17 protein-coding genes are annotated in these 18,211 nt (G+C 63.1%); 9 read left to right on the top strand and 8 right to left on the bottom strand.

Translation table 11 applies throughout. From position 1 onward, the window contains the following. The first annotated feature begins 16 nt into the window (after window positions 1–16). The 5 genes from proC (at window position 17) to aroG (ending at window position 3,605) form a co-directional block, all read left to right on the top strand. Entirely contained in the window at window positions 17–817 is an 801-nt protein-coding gene (gene proC / locus LCH97_RS13375; RefSeq protein ID WP_227302125.1) for a pyrroline-5-carboxylate reductase, read from the top strand. Window positions 818–819: 2 nt separating this feature from the next. Continuing rightward, on the top strand, window positions 820–1,401 hold the full coding sequence (locus LCH97_RS13380) for a YggT family protein (protein ID WP_227302126.1): 582 nt from the start codon (window positions 820–822) through the stop codon (window positions 1,399–1,401). Window positions 1,402–1,467: 66 nt separating this feature from the next. Further along, window positions 1,468–1,773 (top strand): c-type cytochrome, encoded by a 306-nt coding sequence (locus LCH97_RS13385; protein WP_227302127.1) that lies wholly within the window; start codon window positions 1,468–1,470, stop codon window positions 1,771–1,773. 215 nt (window positions 1,774–1,988) lie between these two features. Next, window positions 1,989–2,399: an RNA polymerase-binding protein DksA gene (gene dksA, locus LCH97_RS13390; RefSeq protein WP_026107763.1), complete on the top strand. Its 411-nt coding sequence runs from the start codon at window positions 1,989–1,991 to the stop codon at window positions 2,397–2,399. A gap of 132 nt (window positions 2,400–2,531) precedes the next feature. Further along, a complete protein-coding gene (gene aroG, locus LCH97_RS13395; RefSeq protein WP_017507804.1) occupies window positions 2,532–3,605 on the top strand; it encodes a 3-deoxy-7-phosphoheptulonate synthase AroG in 1,074 nt (357 codons plus the stop codon). A gap of 89 nt (window positions 3,606–3,694) precedes the next feature. Here the strand turns inward: aroG and LCH97_RS13400 are convergent, their stop codons facing one another. The 7 genes from LCH97_RS13400 to tkt all read right to left on the bottom strand — a co-directional run bounded on the left by LCH97_RS13400 (window position 3,695) and on the right by tkt (window position 11,282). Then, window positions 3,695–4,489, bottom strand: coding sequence for a TIGR00266 family protein (locus tag LCH97_RS13400; RefSeq protein ID WP_227302128.1), 795 nt, complete (start codon window positions 4,487–4,489; stop codon window positions 3,695–3,697). A 56-nt stretch (window positions 4,490–4,545) separates the two neighbouring features. After that, window positions 4,546–4,704: a hypothetical protein gene (locus LCH97_RS13405; protein WP_170253684.1), complete on the bottom strand. Its 159-nt coding sequence runs from the start codon at window positions 4,702–4,704 to the stop codon at window positions 4,546–4,548. An 86-nt stretch (window positions 4,705–4,790) separates the two neighbouring features. Continuing rightward, a complete protein-coding gene (fba, locus tag LCH97_RS13410) occupies window positions 4,791–5,855 on the bottom strand; it encodes a class II fructose-bisphosphate aldolase (RefSeq protein WP_026107765.1) in 1,065 nt (354 codons plus the stop codon). An 82-nt stretch (window positions 5,856–5,937) separates the two neighbouring features. Beyond that, complete coding sequence (locus LCH97_RS13415; protein WP_227302129.1) at window positions 5,938–6,570, bottom strand: LysE family translocator; 633 nt, start codon at window positions 6,568–6,570, stop codon at window positions 5,938–5,940. A gap of 95 nt (window positions 6,571–6,665) precedes the next feature. Then, window positions 6,666–7,838, bottom strand: a complete 1,173-nt coding sequence (locus tag LCH97_RS13420; protein ID WP_227302130.1) for a phosphoglycerate kinase — start codon at window positions 7,836–7,838, stop codon at window positions 6,666–6,668. Window positions 7,839–8,065: 227 nt separating this feature from the next. After that, a complete protein-coding gene (gene gap / locus LCH97_RS13425; protein ID WP_147686332.1) occupies window positions 8,066–9,079 on the bottom strand; it encodes a type I glyceraldehyde-3-phosphate dehydrogenase in 1,014 nt (337 codons plus the stop codon). Window positions 9,080–9,290: 211 nt separating this feature from the next. Then, window positions 9,291–11,282, bottom strand: a complete 1,992-nt coding sequence (gene tkt / locus LCH97_RS13430; RefSeq protein ID WP_227302131.1) for a transketolase — start codon at window positions 11,280–11,282, stop codon at window positions 9,291–9,293. 311 nt (window positions 11,283–11,593) lie between these two features. Here tkt and LCH97_RS13435 point away from each other — a divergent pair, with 311 nt between their 5' ends. Further along, a complete protein-coding gene (locus tag LCH97_RS13435) occupies window positions 11,594–12,328 on the top strand; it encodes a BPSS1780 family membrane protein (RefSeq protein ID WP_227302132.1) in 735 nt (244 codons plus the stop codon). A gap of 69 nt (window positions 12,329–12,397) precedes the next feature. Here the strand turns inward: LCH97_RS13435 and LCH97_RS13440 are convergent, their stop codons facing one another. Next, window positions 12,398–12,856: a GNAT family N-acetyltransferase gene (locus LCH97_RS13440; RefSeq protein ID WP_227302133.1), complete on the bottom strand. Its 459-nt coding sequence runs from the start codon at window positions 12,854–12,856 to the stop codon at window positions 12,398–12,400. A gap of 130 nt (window positions 12,857–12,986) precedes the next feature. Here LCH97_RS13440 and parC point away from each other — a divergent pair, with 130 nt between their 5' ends. Genes parC through LCH97_RS13455 form a run of 3 tightly spaced genes read left to right on the top strand, consistent with a single transcriptional unit; the run spans window position 12,987 to window position 18,143 of the window. Further along, the gene (gene parC / locus LCH97_RS13445; RefSeq protein ID WP_370630735.1) at window positions 12,987–15,281 is read left to right on the top strand and encodes a DNA topoisomerase IV subunit A; all 2,295 of its coding nucleotides are present in this window, start codon (window positions 12,987–12,989) and stop codon (window positions 15,279–15,281) included. A 4-nt stretch (window positions 15,282–15,285) separates the two neighbouring features. Further along, window positions 15,286–16,815, top strand: coding sequence for a nitrogen regulation protein NR(II) (locus LCH97_RS13450; protein WP_227302135.1), 1,530 nt, complete (start codon window positions 15,286–15,288; stop codon window positions 16,813–16,815). Beyond that, window positions 16,812–18,143 (top strand): sigma-54 dependent transcriptional regulator, encoded by a 1,332-nt coding sequence (locus LCH97_RS13455; RefSeq protein ID WP_227302136.1) that lies wholly within the window; start codon window positions 16,812–16,814, stop codon window positions 18,141–18,143. The genes LCH97_RS13450 and LCH97_RS13455 overlap by 4 nt, the downstream gene beginning before the upstream one ends. Window positions 18,144–18,211 lie beyond the last annotated feature (68 nt).

The raw sequence follows: 18,211 nt of genomic DNA on the forward strand, positions 1-18,211 counted from the left end.
CTACAAAGAGAGAAGCATGAACATAACCTTCATCGGCGGCGGCAATATGGCTACCGCCATCATTGGTGGCCTGGCAGGCGGCGCGCACCAGATTCAGGTCGTTGAGCCCGGTAGCGAAAAGCGCGCACAGCTGGCGGCTGATTTTGGTGTGGTTGCCCTGCCCGCCCTGCCTGCAGCGTTTGGCCCGGAAGACATCATCGTTCTGGCGGTAAAACCGCAGGTATTGCGCGAAGTGTGTCTGCAGCTGGCACCGGCGCTGGGCGGTGCCTTGGTGATTTCCATCGCGGCCGGTATCGGCATTGGCGCCATGGCAGGCTGGCTGGGCAGCGAGCGCATTATCCGCGTGATGCCGAACACCCCGGCCATGGTGGGCAAGGGCGTATCCGGCTTGTTCGCTGCGGCCAATGTGGCACAGGCCGACCGTGACAACGCCACCGCCATCATGGCTGCAGTAGGCATCACCACCTGGCTGACTACCGAGAGTGGTATCGACGACATCACCAGCGTGTCGGGCAGTGGCCCGGCTTACGTGTTTTACTTCATCGAAAGTATGATCGAAGGTGCAGTACAGGCCGGCTTCGCCGAAGACGAGGCGCGCCGGCTGGTATTGGCTACCTTCGATGGCGCGGTAGAGCTGGCGCGCCAGAGCCCGCTGCCGGTGGCCACATTGCGCCAGAATGTGATGAGCAAAGGCGGTACGACCGAGCGGGCCATCTTCCGTTTTGAAGCCGACGGCGTGAAAACCGCCATTGTGGCGGGCATGGAAGACTGCCGCGCCCGTTCGGTGGCGCTGGGTATTGAACTTTCCAAGGACTAGGCATGCTGCTGCAGACCCTGCAATTTTTGCTGCAAACCGTAGGCGGGTTGTTCTCGCTGGTGTTGTTGATGCGTTTTTACCTGCAACTGGCACGGGCGCCACACAAGCACCCGCTCACCCAGTTCGTGATGGCCATGACCAACTTTGCGGTCTTGCGCCTGCGCCGCCTGGTGCCGGCATGGCACGGTTACGATAGTGCCTCCTTGCTGGCTGCCTTTCTGGTGACGCTGGTGGTAAGCACGCTGGTGCTGGCCACCAACCTGCTGCCGTACGACTTTGCCCACCCGCAAACCTGGCTGGGTCTGTGCCTGCTGTCCTTGCTGGAGTTGTTCCGCCAGTCGCTGAACCTGCTGGCAGGTGCGGTGATTGTGCAGGCTATCCTGAGCTGGGTAAGCCCTTATAACGCCATTACGCCGATTCTGGACGCGCTGACCCGCCCTTACCTCAAGCCGTTCCGTGCGGCCAACGTAGGCGGTGTGGACTTGTCGCCGCTGATCGTCATCCTGATCATCCAGGTGATACAGATGCTGCCACTACGCGTGCTGGAGCAGCTATTCTTGATGCAACTCAAGATGGCCGTTTAAAAGAGCCAGTATTAACTACCCTGCTTGCCGCCCAGAATGCGGCTTCAACCCTGTGGAGATGCTTCAATGAAAAAAATGCTGTTTGCCGCGCTGGCCATCAGCGCCTTTGCTGCCCCGGCTTTTGCCAACCTGCAGCTGGCACAAAAGAACAACTGCACCGCCTGTCATGCCGTTGACAAAAAGGTAGTTGGCCCGGCTTACAAAGACGTTGCTAAAAAATACGCTGGCGACAAAGGCGCCGAAGCCAAACTGGTTGCCAAAGTGAAAGCCGGTGGGGCTGGTGTATGGGGTGCGGTGCCAATGCCTCCTAACGCCCAAGTGAGCGATGCCGACGTGAAAACGCTGGTGAAATGGGTACTGTCGCTGAAGTAATGCGCCGGATGCCACACAGGCGGCCTGCGGGCCGCTTTTTTGTTTTTTCATCGAATACCGTGGTCATTGCGGCTTTGCTGCTTGTTATCTGTGTCGGCGGGCACTATATACAAACATAAATCTCGCTTTGTGCCGCTGTGGCTGTTGCACTTTCCGTATGCCGTCGGTAATCTCTCACGCCTGTCTGCCACACTACCTTGCTGGAACACATCATCATGGCCAAGCTGACTGAACAAGACATCATCAACTGGTCCGGCGACGACTACATGAACGCCGACCACCTTGAGTTCTTCAAGGAGCGCTTGTTGCAGATGCAGCAGGAGCTGCTGAGCAACGCCACTGCCACCGCCAGCCACCTGCAAGAGCAGGAGGCCACACCGGACCCGGCTGACCGCGCCACACTGGAAGAAGAGTACGCCCTGGAGCTGCGTACCCGAGACCGTGAGCGCAAACTGCTGCAAAAAATCCAGTCCACCCTTCGTCTGATCGAAGATGGTAGCTACGGCTACTGCGAAGACACGGGTGAACCTATCGGCCTGAAACGCCTGCTGGCCCGCCCTACCGCTTCGCTGTCCGTGGAAGCCCAGGAGCGCCGCGAGCGTATGAAGCGCCAGTACGCCGACTGATCCTGGCCGGCTTGCTACACCACAAGGCACCCTGCGGGGTGCCTTTTGTTTTTGCACACAAGGCTTGGCAGGCGGGGTGAGTCAGGTTAATGTTGCTGTGCAAACAAACAGATAAAGTGCAAGGACAAAGCAATGCATCGCCAGACCGACGACGTCAGAATCCGCGGCATCAAGGAACTGCTTCCCCCGATCGCCCACCTGTACGAGCTGCCGATCAACGAATCGGCCGCCGAGCTCATTTACCATACCCGCCGTGATATCGCGCGCCTGCTGCGCTCGGAGGACGACCGCCTGCTGGTGGTGATCGGCCCCTGTTCCATTCACGACCCGGAAGCCGCCGAAGAGTACGCCCGCCGCCTGCTGCCGCTACGCGAAAAATACGCTGGCGAGCTGCTGGTGGTAATGCGTGTGTATTTCGAAAAACCGCGTACCACCGTGGGCTGGAAGGGTCTGATCAACGACCCGCACCTGAACGAAACCTTCGATATCAACACCGGCCTGCGCATGGGCCGCCGCCTGCTGCTGAACCTGAACAGCATGGGCATGCCGGCTGCGACCGAATTCCTGGACATGATCACCCCGCAATACCTGGCCGACCTGATCAGCTGGGGCGCCATCGGCGCGCGGACTACAGAGTCGCAAGTGCACCGCGAGCTGGCTTCCGGCTTGTCTTGCCCGGTAGGCTTCAAGAACGGTACCGACGGTAACCTCAAGATCGCGGTGGATGCCATCCGCTCTGCCAGCGTGTCGCACCATTTCCTGTCGGTGACCAAAACCGGCCATTCCGCTATCGTGGAAACCGGCGGCAACCCGGATTGCCACGTGATCCTGCGCGGTGGCAAAGAGCCGAACTACGAAGCGCGCTTTGTACAAGCTGCTGCCGCCGAGCTGGCTGCCGTGGGCTTGTCGCAAAAACTGATGGTGGACTTCAGCCATGCCAACAGCCGCAAGGACTACCGCCGCCAGATGGAAGTGTGCGACGACGTGGCGCAGCAAATGGCCGCCGGCGACACCCATATCTTTGGCGTGATGGTGGAAAGCCACCTGGTAGAAGGCCGCCAGGACCTGAAACCGGGCTGCGAGCTGACCTACGGCCAGAGCATTACCGACGCCTGCATCAGCTGGAACGACACGGAAAAGCTGCTGGAAACGCTGGCCAATGCCGTGAGCGCCCGCCGCCTGAAACAGGGCAGCGCCGGCAAGTAAGCTTGCCCCCGCGCCATGCAAAACCCCCGCTGCGTAGCGGGGGTTTTTGTTTGCTTGCGGCCAACGTTGGCCGCATGGCGGTAGATGGCTCAGTCCTTGCCGTCCAGGATATTGCCGATGCTGCCCAGAATGGAGCCCTGCTCGCTGCTGCTGCCACCCGCACGCGGGCTGGCTGCCACGATGCGGTCGGCCAGGCGCGACAGCGGCAGCGACTGCAGCCATACCTTGCCAGGGCCGGTCAGGCGGGCAAAGAACACGCCTTCGCCGCCAAACAGTGCGCTCTTGAGTTTGCCCACGTATTCGATATCAAAGTCTACCGTGGGCTGATACGCCACCACGCAGCCGGTATCCACGCGCAGGATTTCACCCGCGTGCAGCTGGCGGCAGGTCAGCGTGCCGCCAGCGTGCAGGAACACGTAGCCGTCGCCTTCCAGCTTTTGCATGATGAAGCCTTCGCCACCAAACAGGCCGGTACCGATTTTCTTTTGCAGCGCCAGCCCTAGGCTCACACCCTTGGCGCCCGCCAGAAAGCTGTCTTTCTGCGCGTACAGCAGGCCGCCCAGCTCCAGCAGGTGTACCGGCACGATCTTGCCAGGGTAGCTGGCTGCAAAGGCGACCTTGCGTTTTACCTGGCTCTGGTTGTAGTACACGGTAGTAAATAGCGACTCGCCAGTCACCAGGCGTTTGCCTGCCCCTAGCAGCTTGCCGAACAGCCCGCCCTGGCTGGCCGAGCCGTCGCCGAAGACGGTATCCATGGTGATGCCGTCTTCCATGTAGTACAGCGCGCCAGCTTCGCCCACGGCCGCTTCGCCCGGGTCCAGCTCCACTTCTACGTACTGCATGTCGTCGCCAAATACTTCGTAATCGATTACGTCCATTGCCATCGTGTGGCTCCTTGGGTTGGGGGTGGGTCAATACCAGCGCGGGTACTCAGACCATGCTAGCGTGGTTTAGTGTCCTGCGTTTGCCCATCACCGCTGTCTTTGGGCGGGCGCAGCAGCATGATCCACAGATGCAGCACGATGCCGGCCAGTGGCACCAGGCCCAGAATGATGACAAACACCCACTCCAGCGGGGTGAACAGCTCGCTTAGCGCCATACATTTCTCCACGCTCGCTTAATAAAAAAGGGCTGCCCGCAGACAGCCCCTTACCATAGGCGGCCAAGCCTGGCCGCCGCGATGTATTACTTCACGATCTGGGCCAGCTGGCCTTTCATGTACAGGTTGGCCATGGCGTCCAGGCTTACCGGCTTGATCTTGCTGGCCATGCCGGCCGCGCCAAAGGCTTCGTAGCGGGCGATCACGATGTCACGCATGGCCACGGTGCTGGCGGCCAGGTATTTGCGCGGGTCGAACTCTTTCGGGTTCTGCGCCATGAAGCGGCGGATGGCACCGGTAGACGCCAGACGCAGGTCGGTGTCGATGTTCACCTTGCGCACGCCGTGCTTGATGCCTTCCACGATTTCTTCTACCGGCACGCCGTAGGTCTCGCCCAGGTCACCGCCGAACTCGTTGATGATGGCCAGCCACTCTTGCGGCACGCTGGACGAACCGTGCATCACCAGGTGGGTGTTAGGAATGCGCGCGTGGATTTCCTTGATGCGGTCGATACGCAGCACGTCGCCGGTAGGCTTCTTGGTGAATTTGTAGGCGCCGTGGCTGGTGCCGATGGCGATGGCCAGTGCGTCCACGCCGGTGTCTTTCACGAACTGGGCGGCTTCTTCCGGGTCGGTCAGCAGCTGGCTGTGGTCCAGCACGCCTTCTGCGCCTACGCCGTCTTCTTCGCCGGCCATGCCGGTTTCCAGGCTACCCAGGCAGCCGATCTCGCCTTCTACCGATACACCGCAGGCGTGGGCAAAGTTCACCACGGTGCGGGTGACGTCTACGTTGTAGGCGTAGTCGGCCGGGGTCTTGCCGTCGGACTTCAGCGAGCCGTCCATCATCACCGAGCTGAAGCCCAGCTGGATGGAGCGCTGGCACACGTCCGGGCTGGTGCCGTGGTCCTGGTGCATCACCACCGGGATATGCGGAAACTCTTCCACGGCGGCCAGGATCAGGTGGCGCAGGAACGGCGCACCAGCGTATTTGCGGGCACCAGCCGACGCTTGCACGATCACCGGGGCGTTGACCTTGTCAGCGGCTTCCATGATGGCGCGCATCTGTTCCAGGTTGTTCACGTTGAAGGCCGGCAGGCCGTAGCTGAATTCTGCTGCGTGGTCCAGCAGTTGACGCATCGAAACGAGTGCCATGTAAAAGTCTCCAGTATTGTGGTGCAGCCAGCTTGTGGCAGGCTGCGGAAAAGGTTGGCCGCAGGGGGCCGTTTTGCGCGCTTTACGCGCGGCTTACCGTGCTCAGCGCTACGCCAGCTGCCATGAACGAGCCGCCGGCAAAGCGGTTCATCAGGCGCAGGCGGCGCGGGCTGGTCAGCCAGTGTTTCAGGCGTGCGCCGCCAAAGGCGTAAACCAGCTGCCAGCTCACCTCAATCACGAAAAACGTGGCAGAGAGCACCACCAGCTGCGGTAGCTGCGGCACGTCGGCGCGCATGAACTGTGGAAACAGCGCGGTAAAAAATACAAAAGCCTTCGGGTTGCTCATGGATACCAGAAAGCCGGTACGGAAACGTTGGCCGCGGCTGCTCTCTCCTGCCGCCACGACGTCGTTGGTTTCTGCCTGCTCTGCCACCGGCGCGCGCCAGGCCTGGTAACCCAGCCACACCAGATACGCCGCACCGGCGTACTTGACGATAGAGAATAGCAGCTCGGAGGTGGCCAGTACCGCACCCAGCCCGGCCACAGAGCCGGCCATGATCAGCGCCAGCGCCACCAGCAGCCCCGCCAGCGTGGGCAGCGCGCCACCCAGGCCATAGCGGATACCGTGGCTCATCGCCAGCAGCATATTGGGGCCCGGCGTGGCCGATACGAAAAACACCGTTACCACGAACAACAGCCAGGTTTGCATCGCCATGGGCACCTCCTTGTGTCTTGCTTGCCGAGTCTAGGCGCTGGGCCTGTACCCGGCAAGTTTCAGCGGGGCAATCATGATCATGCCCCGCAGTACCATCAGGCGCGTTCGCCCAGGATGGCTACGGCTGGCAGGGTTTTGCCTTCCAGGAATTCCAGGAACGCGCCGCCGCCGGTGGAGATGTAGCTGATCTTGTCGGTCAGCTCGTACTTGGCGATAGCGGCCAGCGTGTCACCGCCGCCGGCGATGGAGAAGCCTTCCGCGTTGGCGATGGCTTCGCCCAGTACGCGGGTACCTTCGGCAAACTGGGCAAACTCGAATACGCCTACCGGGCCGTTCCATACCACGGTGCCGGCCTTGGCCACGATGGCGGCCAGTGCCTGGGCAGAATCCGGGCCGATGTCCAGGATCATGTCGTCGGCAGCCACGTCGGCCACGGTTTTCAGCGTAGCCGTGGCGCTTTCGGCAAACTCGGTGGCGCAGACTACATCGCTCGGCAGTGGCACGTCGCCACCACGGGCGCGGATCTTGGCGATAACGCGTTTGGCGTCTTCTACCAGGTCGGCTTCGGCCAGCGATTTGCCGATGGCGTGGCCCTCAGCCAGCAGGAAGGTGTTGGCGATGCCGCCGCCTACGATCAGCTGGTCTACCTTGTCGGCCAGGCTTTCCAGAATGGTGAGCTTGGTAGACACCTTGGAGCCTGCCACGATGGCCACCAGCGGGCGTGCCGGGGCCAGCAGGGCTTTGCCCAGCGCGTCCAGCTCGGCAGCCAGCAGGATGCCGGCGCAGGCTACCGGAGCGTATTGCGCCACGGCGTGGGTAGAGGCTTCGGCGCGGTGGGCAGTACCGAAGGCGTCGTTAACAAACACGTCGCACAGGCTGGCGTAAGCCTGGCCCAGCTCGGCGTTGTTCTTTTTCTCGCCCTTGTTCAGGCGTACGTTTTCCAGCATCACCACATCACCGGCGGCCAGGGTCAGGCCGGCTTGCCAAGTGTCGGTGACGGTGACGGTTTTGCCCAGCAGCTCGGACAGGCGGGCGGCCACCGGGGCCAGGCTGTCTTCCGGCTTCGGTTCGCCTTCGGTGGGGCGGCCCAGGTGGGTCATCAGGATCACGCTGGCGCCGGCTTGCAGGCAGTGCAGGATGGACGGCAGGCTGGCGCGGATACGGGTGTCGTCACCGATCACGCCGTTTTTTACCGGCACGTTCATGTCCACGCGGATCAGCACGCGTTGGCCTGCCAGGGCGAGGTCGGTCAGTTTCTTGAATTGCATGGTTGTGGCCTTCTTGAAAACAAGTAAAGAAACAGGCTGCTTGCTTGTGTGCAGGGCCGCCCGGTGGCAGCTAGGCGCCGGGCTGTGTTGTATTGCCAGGCCCGGTGGAGCGGGCCTGCACGCCTGGATATCGGCGCCATTATGCCACTCGCCTGTGTGGCGGTGGCCGGTGGCGCTACCCGGCAAGCAGCGTGCGGCCAACCTGTGGGGTTGGCCGCAGGGCTTGCTTACTTGGCGGCGAACATTGCACGAGCGGTTTTCAGCATCTGCTGGCAGAAGCCCCACTCGTTGTCGTACCAGGCCAGCACTTTCACCATATTGCCGCCGGTTACCTTGGTGAGGGTGGCGTCGAAGAAAGAGCCTTCGGTGGTGTGGTTAAAGTCGCTGGAAACCAGCGGCAGGGTGTTGTAACCCAGGGTGCCCTTCATGCTGCCTTCGGACGCCTTTTTGACGATTTCGTTGATTTCGTCCTTGGTGGTGTCGCGCATGGCGGTAAAGGTGAGGTCAACCAGCGACACGTTGATGGTCGGTACGCGTACCGCAAAGCCGTCCAGCTTGCCTTTCAGTTCCGGCAGCACCAGGCCGACCGCTTTGGCAGCGCCGGTCTTGGTGGGGATCATGTTGTCGGTGGCGGAGCGGGCGCGGCGCAGGTCTTTGTGACGCACGTCGGTCAGCACCTGGTCGTTGGTGAAGGCGTGGATGGTGGTCATCAGGCCTTTTTTGATGCCGATGGCGTCGTTCAGTGCCTTGGCTACCGGGGCCAGACAGTTGGTGGTGCAGGACGCGTTGGACACGACGGTCATGTCGGCAGTCAGGATGTCGTGGTTCACGCCGTACACGATGGTGGCGTCCACGTCGTCACCACCCGGGGCGGAGATCAGCACCTTCTTGGCGCCGGCGTCCAGGTGCAGCTTGCACTTTTCCTTGGTGGTGAACGAGCCGGTGCATTCCAGCACCAGGTCCACGTTCAGCGCGGCCCATGGCAGCTCGGCCGGGTTGCGGGTGCTGAAGAACGGGATGCGGTCGCCGTTCACGATCAGGGCTTCTTCATCGTGGCTGACATCGGCAGCAAAACGGCCGTGCACGGTATCGAACTTGGTCAGGTGCGCGTTGGTGGCCAGGTCGCCGGAGGCGTTCACGGCAACGATCTCGAAATCGCCACGCAGGTTGTATTCGTAGATGGAACGCAGGGCCTGACGGCCGATACGGCCGTAGCCGTTGATTGCGATGCGGATGGACATGGTTTTCTCTCCCAGAAATGAAAACCCTGCAAGCCGGATGCAGCCTGTTGCGGCCAACGCTAGCGTGGGCGGGCTGTGGAACCCGCCGGGGCCGGACACCCTGCCGTACTTTTGTACTGTTCTGGGTGCGGGCGCATTGTCGTTTCAGGCTGTGCCCTGGCTTGCGGGCGAATAAAAAGCCGCCCCTCGTTGGCACGGGGGCGGCTGCTTGTTATGCGCGGATCACGCTCTTGGTCTTGGCAACCACGTTTTCCACGGTAAAGCCGAATTCCTTGAACAGCACGCCGGCCGGGGCGGATTCGCCAAAGTGGTCGATACCGATCACTTCGCCTTCCAGACCCACGTACTTGCGCCAGCCGTCGGTCACGCCGGCTTCGATCGCCACGCGCGGCAGGCCTGCCGGCAGTACGCTGGCGATGTAGGCCTTGTCTTGCTGGTCGAAGGCGCGGGTGCACGGTACGGAAACCACGCGTACGGCGATGCCTTCTGCCGCCAGGGCTTCCTGGGCTTTCAGCGCCAGCTCCACTTCGGAGCCGGTAGCCATCAGCACAGCCTGGGCGCCAGCGGCGTCACGCAGTACATAGCCACCTTTCTTGATGCCTTCGATCTGCGCAGCGTCACGTGCCACGAACGGCAGGTTCTGGCGGCTGAAGATCAGGCAGGACGGGTGGTCTTTGGCGGCCAGTGCCTCGGCCCAGGCCACCAGCGACTCGACGGTGTCGCACGGGCGCCATACGGCCATGTTCGGGATCAGGCGCAGGGTAGCGATCTGCTCTACCGGCTGGTGAGTCGGGCCATCTTCGCCCAGACCGATGGAGTCGTGGGTGAACACGAATACCGGGTTGATCTTCATCAGCGCGGCCATGCGCAGGGCGTTACGGGCGTATTCGCTGAACATCAGGAAGGTGGCGCCGAACGGTTTTACGCCGCCGTGCAGGGTCAGACCGTTCATGATGGCGGCCATGCCGAACTCGCGTACGCCGTAGTGCACGTAGTTGCCGCCGGTTTCACGTGAAACCGGGGTGCTGCTAGGCCAGTTGGTGAGGTTGGACGGGGTCAGGTCGGCGGAGCCGCCTACCAGTTCCGGCAATACCTCGGCCAGCGCGGCAATGGCGTTTTGCGAGGCCTTGCGGGTGGCGATGGTTTCGCCTTTTTCGTTCACGGCAGCGATCTTGGCGGCTACGTGGGCGTCCCAGTTGGCCGGCAGTTCGCCTGCCATGCGGCGGGTGTACTCTGCGGCCAACTCTGGGTAGGCAGCGGCGTAGCCGGCAAACAGCGCGTCCCAGGCAGACTCGGCGGCGGCGCCTTTGGTTTTGGCGTCCCACGCGTCGTAGATGGTTTGCGGGATCACGAAAGGCTCGTAGCCCCACTGCAGGCTGGCGCGGGCCGCGGCGATTTCGGCAGCGCCCAGCGGCGCGCCGTGTACATCGTGGCCGCCTTGCTTGTTGGGCGCGCCTTTACCGATCACGGTCTTGCAGCAGATCAGTGTCGGGCGGGTGCTTTCTTTCTTGGCGGTATCGATGGCAATCTGCAACTCTTCGGCGTCGTGGCCGTCTACGTTGCGGATTACTTGCCAGCCGTAGGCTTCAAAGCGTGCCGGGGTGTCGTCGGTGAACCAGCCTTCCACATCGCCGTCGATGGAAATGCCGTTGTCGTCGTAGAAGGCGATCAGCTTGGACAGGCCCCAGGTGCCGGCCAGGCTGCAGGCTTCGTGGCTGATGCCTTCCATCATGCAACCGTCGCCCAGGAAGGCGTAGGTGTAGTGGTTGACCACCGGGAAGCCGTCGCGGTTGAATTCGGCAGCCAGGATTTTTTCAGCCAGTGCCATGCCTACCGCGTTGGTAATACCCTGGCCCAGCGGGCCGGTAGTGGTTTCCACGCCAGGTGCGTAGCCGTATTCCGGGTGGCCCGGGGTTTTGCTGTGCAGCTGACGGAAATTTTTCAGGTCGTCGATCGAGAGGTCGTAGCCGGTGAGGTGCAGCAGGCTGTACAGCAGCATGGAACCGTGCCCGTTGGAGAGCACGAAGCGGTCGCGGTTGGACCAGGCCGGGTTGGCGGGATTATGCTGCAGATGATCGCGCCACAGTACTTCGGCGATGTCTGCCATGCCCATCGGGGCGCCGGGGTGACCGGATTTGGCCTTTTCCACGGCATCCATAGACAGGAAACGCACGGCATTGGCTAGCTCGGTTCGGGTGACCATTCGGGGAAAACCTCAACTTGTAGGGAACCGGAACAACGGTTGCACCATCGCTTTTGCCGACGGCCTAACCGTTGCGAAATCATGAAATTATCGCCGATTTTGCCGCACCGCGGCAACCGCGCTGCAATGCCAGGCCTTTGTTTTTACGCGTAATAAAACTACGCACCGCGCTTTGCCCTGCCCTTGTGGCGGCACGGGGCGTGCAGCGTGTCACGGATTCAAACAGATAAGGCTGTGCGCTCAACGACTTAAGCGGGCAGCCAGCGGCGCAGCAAGCTGCCGCCTAACCGATAGCGGAAAGAAGGAATACGATGGAACAGCGACAAACCCACGCCCTCCGGCCACGCAAGGTGCCCGCCGCGCAGGGCTGGCAGTGGATAAGGCAGGCATTTTTTCTGGTGCGCGAGCAGCCGCTGACCTGGGTACTGTTTGCCGTGTGCTACCTGCTGCTGCAAACGCTGCTGGGTAACCTGGGGCAGTTTGGCCAGCTGTTGGGCATGGTGACGGTGCCGGTGTTTGCCGGAAGCTTCGTACTGGCCGCCGTGCGGGCGGCGCGGGGGGAAACCCTGCGCCCGCTGGACGTGTTTGCGGCGTTTGGCAGCCATGCCCGCAAGCTGGTAGGGCTGGGGCTGGCGTATTGTTGCCTGCTGGTGGCGGCCATGCTGGTGGTGGTGCTGCTTTTGCTGGCGCTGGCCGGGGGAAAGGCCGGTAACGAGGCGCTGACGGCCATGCCGCTGGGCAAGCAGATCGTCGGCCTGGTGCTGTTTGCCGCGGGGATGTTCATTGCCTCGCTGCTGTACTGGTTTGCCCCGGCAGCGGTAGTGCTGGGTGGGTGTGACCCCTTGGCGGCCATGCGGCGCAGCCTGGCCGGTGGCTGGCTGAACTGGCCAGCGGTGCTGTTGTGCGGCGTGATGCTGGCGGTGTTGCTGTTTCTGGCGCTGCTGCCCTTTGGCCTGGGGCTGTTGCTGTGGCTGCCGGTGATGTTCGTGTCGGTCTACGTGGCATGGCAGGATGTTTTTGGCGACGGCTTGCCACCGCGCGGCTGAGTCTGGCGGCCAACACGACAAGGCCCGCCGCTATTGCGGCGGGCCTTGTCGTGTTGGCCGCAGGCGTGCCTAGCCGCGGCGCATGTCGACATGCAGGATGCCGCCGTCGTCGTAGGGTGCTGATACCGGCTCAAAGCCGAACAAGGTGTAAAAACCCTGCTTTTCCTGCTGTGCCGACAACATGATGGCGCGGCCGGGAAACAGCTTCTCGCAGTGGCTGACAGCGTGCTGCATCAGCGGTTTGGCCAGGCCGCTGCCGCGCGCATACGGCGGGATCACCACGCGGCCGATGGCGGCGGCGTCGGGGTATTTCACACCCGGTTCGATCAGCCGGGCGTAGGCCATCAGGCGGCCGCCGGCATCGCGTGCCGACAGGTGCCAGCAGTCCAGGTCGACACCATCGATATCGCCGTAGATGGACTGCTGTTCCACCACGAATACCTGGTCGCGCAGTTGCAATACCTGATACAGGCCATGCGGGGTAAAGTCGGTAAAACCGTGGCATTGCCACTGTAGCGGGTTGGGCATAGTACAATCCTTGCAATTTCACTCTTCGTGATCCGAACATAACACGCTGCACGCTCTGTGTAGCGCGTACTACCCCACTATGAGCCAGAACGATTTGTTTGCTGAAAGCGGTACCCCCGCCCAGCCCCCCGTGCCCGTTGCGGCCAACTTGCCCGATCAGGACGACGGCAGCCTGGCGCTGGACCTGTACGCCGAACGCGCCTACCTGGAATACGCCATGAGCGTGGTAAAGGGCCGCGCCCTGCCGGAAGTGGCCGACGGCCAGAAGCCGGTACAGCGCCGCATCCTGTACGCCATGCGCGACATGGGCCTGACCCACGGCGCCAAGCCGGTGAAATCTGCCCGCGTGGTGGGTGAAATCCTGGGTAAATACCACCCGCACGGCGACAGCTCCGCTTACGAGGCGCTGGTGCGCATGGCGCAGGACTTTACCCTGCGCTACCCGCTGATCGACGGCCAGGGCAACTTTGGTAGCCGCGACGGCGACGGCGCCGCCGCCATGCGTTACACCGAAGCACGCCTGACCCCCATCGCCGAGTTGCTGCTGTCCGAAATCGATATGGGCACCGTGGATTTCGTGCCCAACTACGACGGCGCGTTTGACGAGCCGGCGCTGCTGCCGGCGCGCCTGCCCATGGTACTGCTCAATGGCGCCTCCGGTATTGCTGTGGGCATGGCTACCGAGATCCCGCCGCACAACCTGTCCGAAGTGGCCGCCGCCTCGCTGGCGCTGCTGGCCAACCCGGACCTGACCACCGCCGAGCTGATGCAACACGTGCCCGGCCCGGACTTCCCCGGCGGCGGCCAGATCATCACCCCGTACGAAGACATCCTGGCCGCCTACGAAGTTGGCCGCGGCAGCGTGCGCGTGCGTGCCAAATGGGAAGTGGAAAAACTGGCCCGTGGCCAGTGGCGCGTGATCGTGTCCGAGCTGCCACCTGGCTCCAGCGCGCAGAAAGTGCTGGCCGAGATCGAAGAAGCCACCAACCCCAAGGTGAAATCCGGCAAGAAGGCGCTGACGCAAGACCAGCAAAACCTGAAGAGCCTGATGCTGTCGCTGCTGGACCGCGTGCGCGACGAGTCCGACAGCGAGCAGCCGGTACGCCTGGTGTTCGAACCCAAGTCCAGCCGCCAGGACCCGGACGAGTTCATGAACATCCTGCTGGCGCAAACCAGCCTGGAAGGCAACGCCTCGCTCAATCTGGTGATGATAGGCATGGACGGCCGCCCCGGGCAGAAAGGCCTGAAAGCCATCCTGGCCGAATGGCTGGCCTTCCGCCAGCACACCATTACCCGCCGGCTGAACCACCGCCTGGGCCAGGTAGACAAGCGCATCCATATCCTGGAAGGCCGCATGATTGCCTTCATCCACATCGATGAAGTCATCCGTGTTATCCGCGAGTCGGACGAGCCCAAGCCAGACCTGATGCGCGCCTTTGGCCTGTCCGAGGCGCAAGCCGAAGATATTCTGGAAATCCGCCTGCGCCAGTTGGCGCGGCTGGAAGGCTTCAAGCTGGAAAAAGAGCTGGGCGAGCTGCGCAAAGAGCGCGACAACCTGCGCCACCTGCTGTCCAGCGAAGCCGCCCTGCGCGGCAAGATGGCCGAGGAAATCCGCGAGGACGCCGCCAAGTACGGCGACGCCCGCCGCAGCGAGATCAAGGCTGCCGAGCGTGCGGTGCTGACGCAAACCGTGGCCGACGAGCCGGTCACCATCATCCTGTCGCAAAAAGGCTGGGTGCGCGCCCGCGTGGGCCACAACGTGGACCTGTCGGCGCTGGCGTTCAAGGACGGCGACGCGCTGCACACGGTAGTGGAAACGCGCACCGTGTGGTCGCTCATCGTGCTCGATAGCCGTGGCCGCGCCTATACGCTGGACCCGGCCGACGTGCCCACCGGCCGTGGCGACGGCGTGCCGGTGGCATCGCTGGTGGAGCTGCAGGACGGCGCCAAACCGGCGCAGATGATCTCCGGCCGCGACGACGCCCGCTTTGTGGTGGCCGGCAGTGGCGGTTACGGCTTTGTTGCCAAAATCAGCGACATGGCCGGCCGCGTCAAAGCCGGCAAGGCCTTCCTCACGCTGGACGCGGGCGAAACCGTGCTGGCGCCGGTGCCGGCTGCGGCCAACCTTGATGGCGTGCGCCTGGTGGCTGCCAGCGACGGTGGCCGCCTGCTGGCCTTCCCGGCCAGCGAGCTCAAAGACCTGGCCAAGGGCCGTGGCCTGATGCTGATGGCGCTGGACGACGGCGAAGCACTCACCGCCATAGGTCTGGTGGCGGGCGACAAAGCGCTGCTGGCTACGGTGTCGGTACGCGGCAAGGTGGCCGACGAGAAGCTGGCTCTGGCCGAGTTCGACGGCAAGCGTGGCCGCAAAGGCAAGCTGATGCCGAAGAAGTGGACGGTTGGCCGCATCGGTAACCCGGACTAAGCCTGTGTCCAGCCCGGCGCCCTCTACGTCACCGCTCACCCCGCCGCGCGCGCTGCGCTACTACAATATTTTCCGGGTAGCCAGCGTGGCGGCGCTGCTGATCATGACGCAGTGGGCCATGCCGGCGCCGTTTGGCGGCAATGCCTGGCTCAGCGGCTGGCTGCTGATGTACGGCGGGCTGGTGGTGCTGGGCGTGCTGCTGCCACGGCTGCGCATCCCGCTGGAGTGGGGCGTAACCGTGAGCCTGGCGGGCGATATTGCCCTGCTGGTGGTGTACATGCACGAGTACGGTGGCGTGCAAAGCGGCTTTGGCATGTTGCTGCTGCCCTTCCTGGCGGTAGCCGGCATGCTGGTTACCGGCCGTCTGGCGCTGTTTCACGCCGCCATGGCGACGCTGGCCGTGTTTGCCAGCGTGCTGGTGTATGCGCTGAATGGCCTGAGTATTCCGCGCGAGTTGTTCCAGGCCGCGCTGCTGGCTATTGCCTGCTTTGTGACCAGTAGTACCACCTGGCTGCTGGCGCGCAAGGCGCGCGAATCGGAAAGGTTGGCCGCAGAGCGTGGCGGCCAGCTGGCCAGCCTGAACCGCGTCAACGCGCTGGTGCTGCAAGCGCTGCGCGAGGGCGTGGTGGTGCTGGATGGCCACGGTGTGGTGCGCCACTACAATAGCCGCGCCGAGCGCCTGCTGGGCCGCATCCAGCGCGAGGCCACCCTGCCCGAGCTGATGCCGGTGATACAGCGCTGGCGGCGCGGTGGCTGCCAGCCCTACGCCCAGACCATAGAAAGCAATGTGCGTGGCCAGCAGCTGATCGGCCGCATGGTGCCGCTGGAGGAAAACGGCGCCCCCTTGCTGGTGCTGTTCCTGCAAAACGTGGCCGAGCTGGCCGCCGAGGCGCAGCAGCTCAAACTCACCGCGCTGGGCCGCCTTACTGCCAATATTGCCCATGAAATCCGCAACCCGCTGGCCGCCATCAGCCACGCCAGCGAGCTGTTGGCCGAAGACGCCGCCGACCCGGCCACCCAGCGCCTGGCCGCCATGGTGCAAGACAATACCCGCCGCATCAACCGGTTGGTAGAGGAAGTACTGCAGCTAAACCGCCGCGACCGTGTGCGCAGCGAAACACTGGAGCTGAGCCGCTTTTTGCCCGAGCTCATCGACAGCTTTGTGCTGGCCCACCCCGACACTGCCGGGCGCATCCTGACCCGCTATCTGGCGCCGGCAAGCGTGCGCTTTGACCGTGGCCACCTGCAGCAAATACTGGGCAACCTGCTCAGCAATGGCTGGCGTCACAGCAGCCGCACTACCGGCGCACTACGCATGGAAATCGACCACGATTGCATCCGCGTGATCGACGATGGCCCCGGTATCGCCCCCGATACGCAGAGCCACTTGTTCGAACCCTTTTTCACCACTGAAAGCAGCGGTACCGGCCTGGGCTTGTACATCGCCCGCGAGCTGGCCGAGGCCAACGGTGCCCGGCTGGACTACCAGCCGCCCGGTGGCTGCTTTCGCCTGAGCCTGCCCAAGGAACCATGAGCCGCGTACTGATCGTTGACGACGAACCCGATATCCGCGAACTGCTGCAACTGACCCTGTTGAAGATGGGGCTGGAAGTAGACAGCGCCGCCTCGGTAGGCGACGCCTGCAGCAAGCTGGCCCGCCAGCGTTTCGAGCTGGTACTCACCGATATGCGTCTGCCCGACGGCGAAGGCCTGCAGGTGGTGCAGTACATTGCCGAACAGCAGCTGGATATTCCGGTGGCGGTGATTACCGCTTTTGGCAGTACCGAAAACGCCGTAGCCGCCATGAAGGCCGGCGCGTTTGACTACCTGGCCAAGCCGCTGAGCCTGGCCGCGCTGCGCGCCCTGGTGAAGTCGGCCATCCGCCTGCCTGCCGCTGCGGCCAACCCTGCCATGGCGGGTGAACGCCTGCTGGGCGAGGCCCCGGCCATGCAAGAGGTACGCAAGCTGATTGCCAAGCTGGCGCGCAGCCAGGCGGCGGTGCATATCAGCGGTGAATCGGGTACCGGTAAAGAGCAGGCTGCCCGCCAGATACACGAACAAAGCCCCCGCGCCGGCAAACCCTTTGTGGCGGTGAACTGCGGTGCCATTCCGGAAAACCTGATGGAGAGCGAGTTTTTCGGCAGCAAGAAAGGCGCGTATACCGGTGCGGATGCCGACCGAGAAGGCTTCTTTCAGCAGGCACACGGCGGTACGCTGTTTCTGGACGAGGTGGCCGACCTGCCGCTGGCCATGCAGGTCAAGCTGCTGCGCGTGATCCAGGAAAAAACCGTGCGTCGCCTGGGGGCCACGCAAGAAGAAGCCATCGATGTACGCATCCTGTCGGCCACGCACCGCAACCTGCCCCAGGCAGTAAGCGATGGCTTGTTCCGCCAGGATCTGTTCTACCGGCTGAACGTCATCAGCCTGGCCATGCCGGCGCTGCGCGAGCTGCGCGACGATATTCCGCGCTTTGTCGGCGCCCTGCTCGACCGCTTTGCCGGCAGCAGCGAGGTGCGCCCGCGCCTGACCCCCGACGCGGTAAAAGCCCTGCTGGCCTACCATTACCCGGGCAATTTCCGCGAGCTGGAAAACATTCTGGAACGCGCGGTGGCGTTGTGTAGCGACGATCGTATCGAGCCGGAAGACCTGCAGCTGGGTGCCTGCCCGGATAGCCTGGCCGAGGGTGACACGCTGGTGCCGGGCAGCAGCGAAACCCTGCAAGACTACCTGGACCGCGTGGAGCGGGTGGCGATAGAAGCGGCTTTGCAGCAAAGCGAGGGCAACCGTACCCAGGCGGCCAAGCTGCTGGGGGTAAGCTTCCGCTCGCTGCGCTACCGGCTGGAGAGGCTGGGGATGAAGTAAGCCCTGGCGGGCGGAGGGTGGTACCCGCATAAAACAAAACCCCGGTCTGCAGCAGGCCGGGGTTTTGT

It is taken from the genome of Vogesella sp. XCS3, assembly GCF_020616155.1.
Taxonomy (GTDB): Bacteria; Pseudomonadota; Gammaproteobacteria; order Burkholderiales; family Chromobacteriaceae; genus Vogesella.

Excerpts from the sequence above, each read along its gene's own strand:
- tkt (WP_227302131.1), bottom strand. The coding sequence starts at position 11,282 with ATGGTCACCCGAACCGAGCTAGCCAATGCCGTGCGTTTCCTGTCTATG.
- LCH97_RS13385 (WP_227302127.1), top strand. The coding sequence starts at position 1,468 with ATGAAAAAAATGCTGTTTGCCGCGCTGGCCATCAGCGCCTTTGCTGCC.
- LCH97_RS13440 (WP_227302133.1), bottom strand. The coding sequence starts at position 12,856 with ATGCCCAACCCGCTACAGTGGCAATGCCACGGTTTTACCGACTTTACC.
- LCH97_RS13435 (WP_227302132.1), top strand. The coding sequence starts at position 11,594 with ATGGAACAGCGACAAACCCACGCCCTCCGGCCACGCAAGGTGCCCGCC.
- proC (WP_227302125.1), top strand. The coding sequence starts at position 17 with ATGAACATAACCTTCATCGGCGGCGGCAATATGGCTACCGCCATCATT.
- LCH97_RS13405 (WP_170253684.1), bottom strand. The coding sequence starts at position 4,704 with ATGGCGCTAAGCGAGCTGTTCACCCCGCTGGAGTGGGTGTTTGTCATC.
- LCH97_RS13400 (WP_227302128.1), bottom strand. The coding sequence starts at position 4,489 with ATGGCAATGGACGTAATCGATTACGAAGTATTTGGCGACGACATGCAG.
- fba (WP_026107765.1), bottom strand. The coding sequence starts at position 5,855 with ATGGCACTCGTTTCGATGCGTCAACTGCTGGACCACGCAGCAGAATTC.
- dksA (WP_026107763.1), top strand. The coding sequence starts at position 1,989 with ATGGCCAAGCTGACTGAACAAGACATCATCAACTGGTCCGGCGACGAC.
- LCH97_RS13415 (WP_227302129.1), bottom strand. The coding sequence starts at position 6,570 with ATGGCGATGCAAACCTGGCTGTTGTTCGTGGTAACGGTGTTTTTCGTA.
- LCH97_RS13455 (WP_227302136.1), top strand. The coding sequence starts at position 16,812 with ATGAGCCGCGTACTGATCGTTGACGACGAACCCGATATCCGCGAACTG.
- LCH97_RS13420 (WP_227302130.1), bottom strand. The coding sequence starts at position 7,838 with ATGCAATTCAAGAAACTGACCGACCTCGCCCTGGCAGGCCAACGCGTG.
- aroG (WP_017507804.1), top strand. The coding sequence starts at position 2,532 with ATGCATCGCCAGACCGACGACGTCAGAATCCGCGGCATCAAGGAACTG.
- LCH97_RS13380 (WP_227302126.1), top strand. The coding sequence starts at position 820 with ATGCTGCTGCAGACCCTGCAATTTTTGCTGCAAACCGTAGGCGGGTTG.
- gap (WP_147686332.1), bottom strand. The coding sequence starts at position 9,079 with ATGTCCATCCGCATCGCAATCAACGGCTACGGCCGTATCGGCCGTCAG.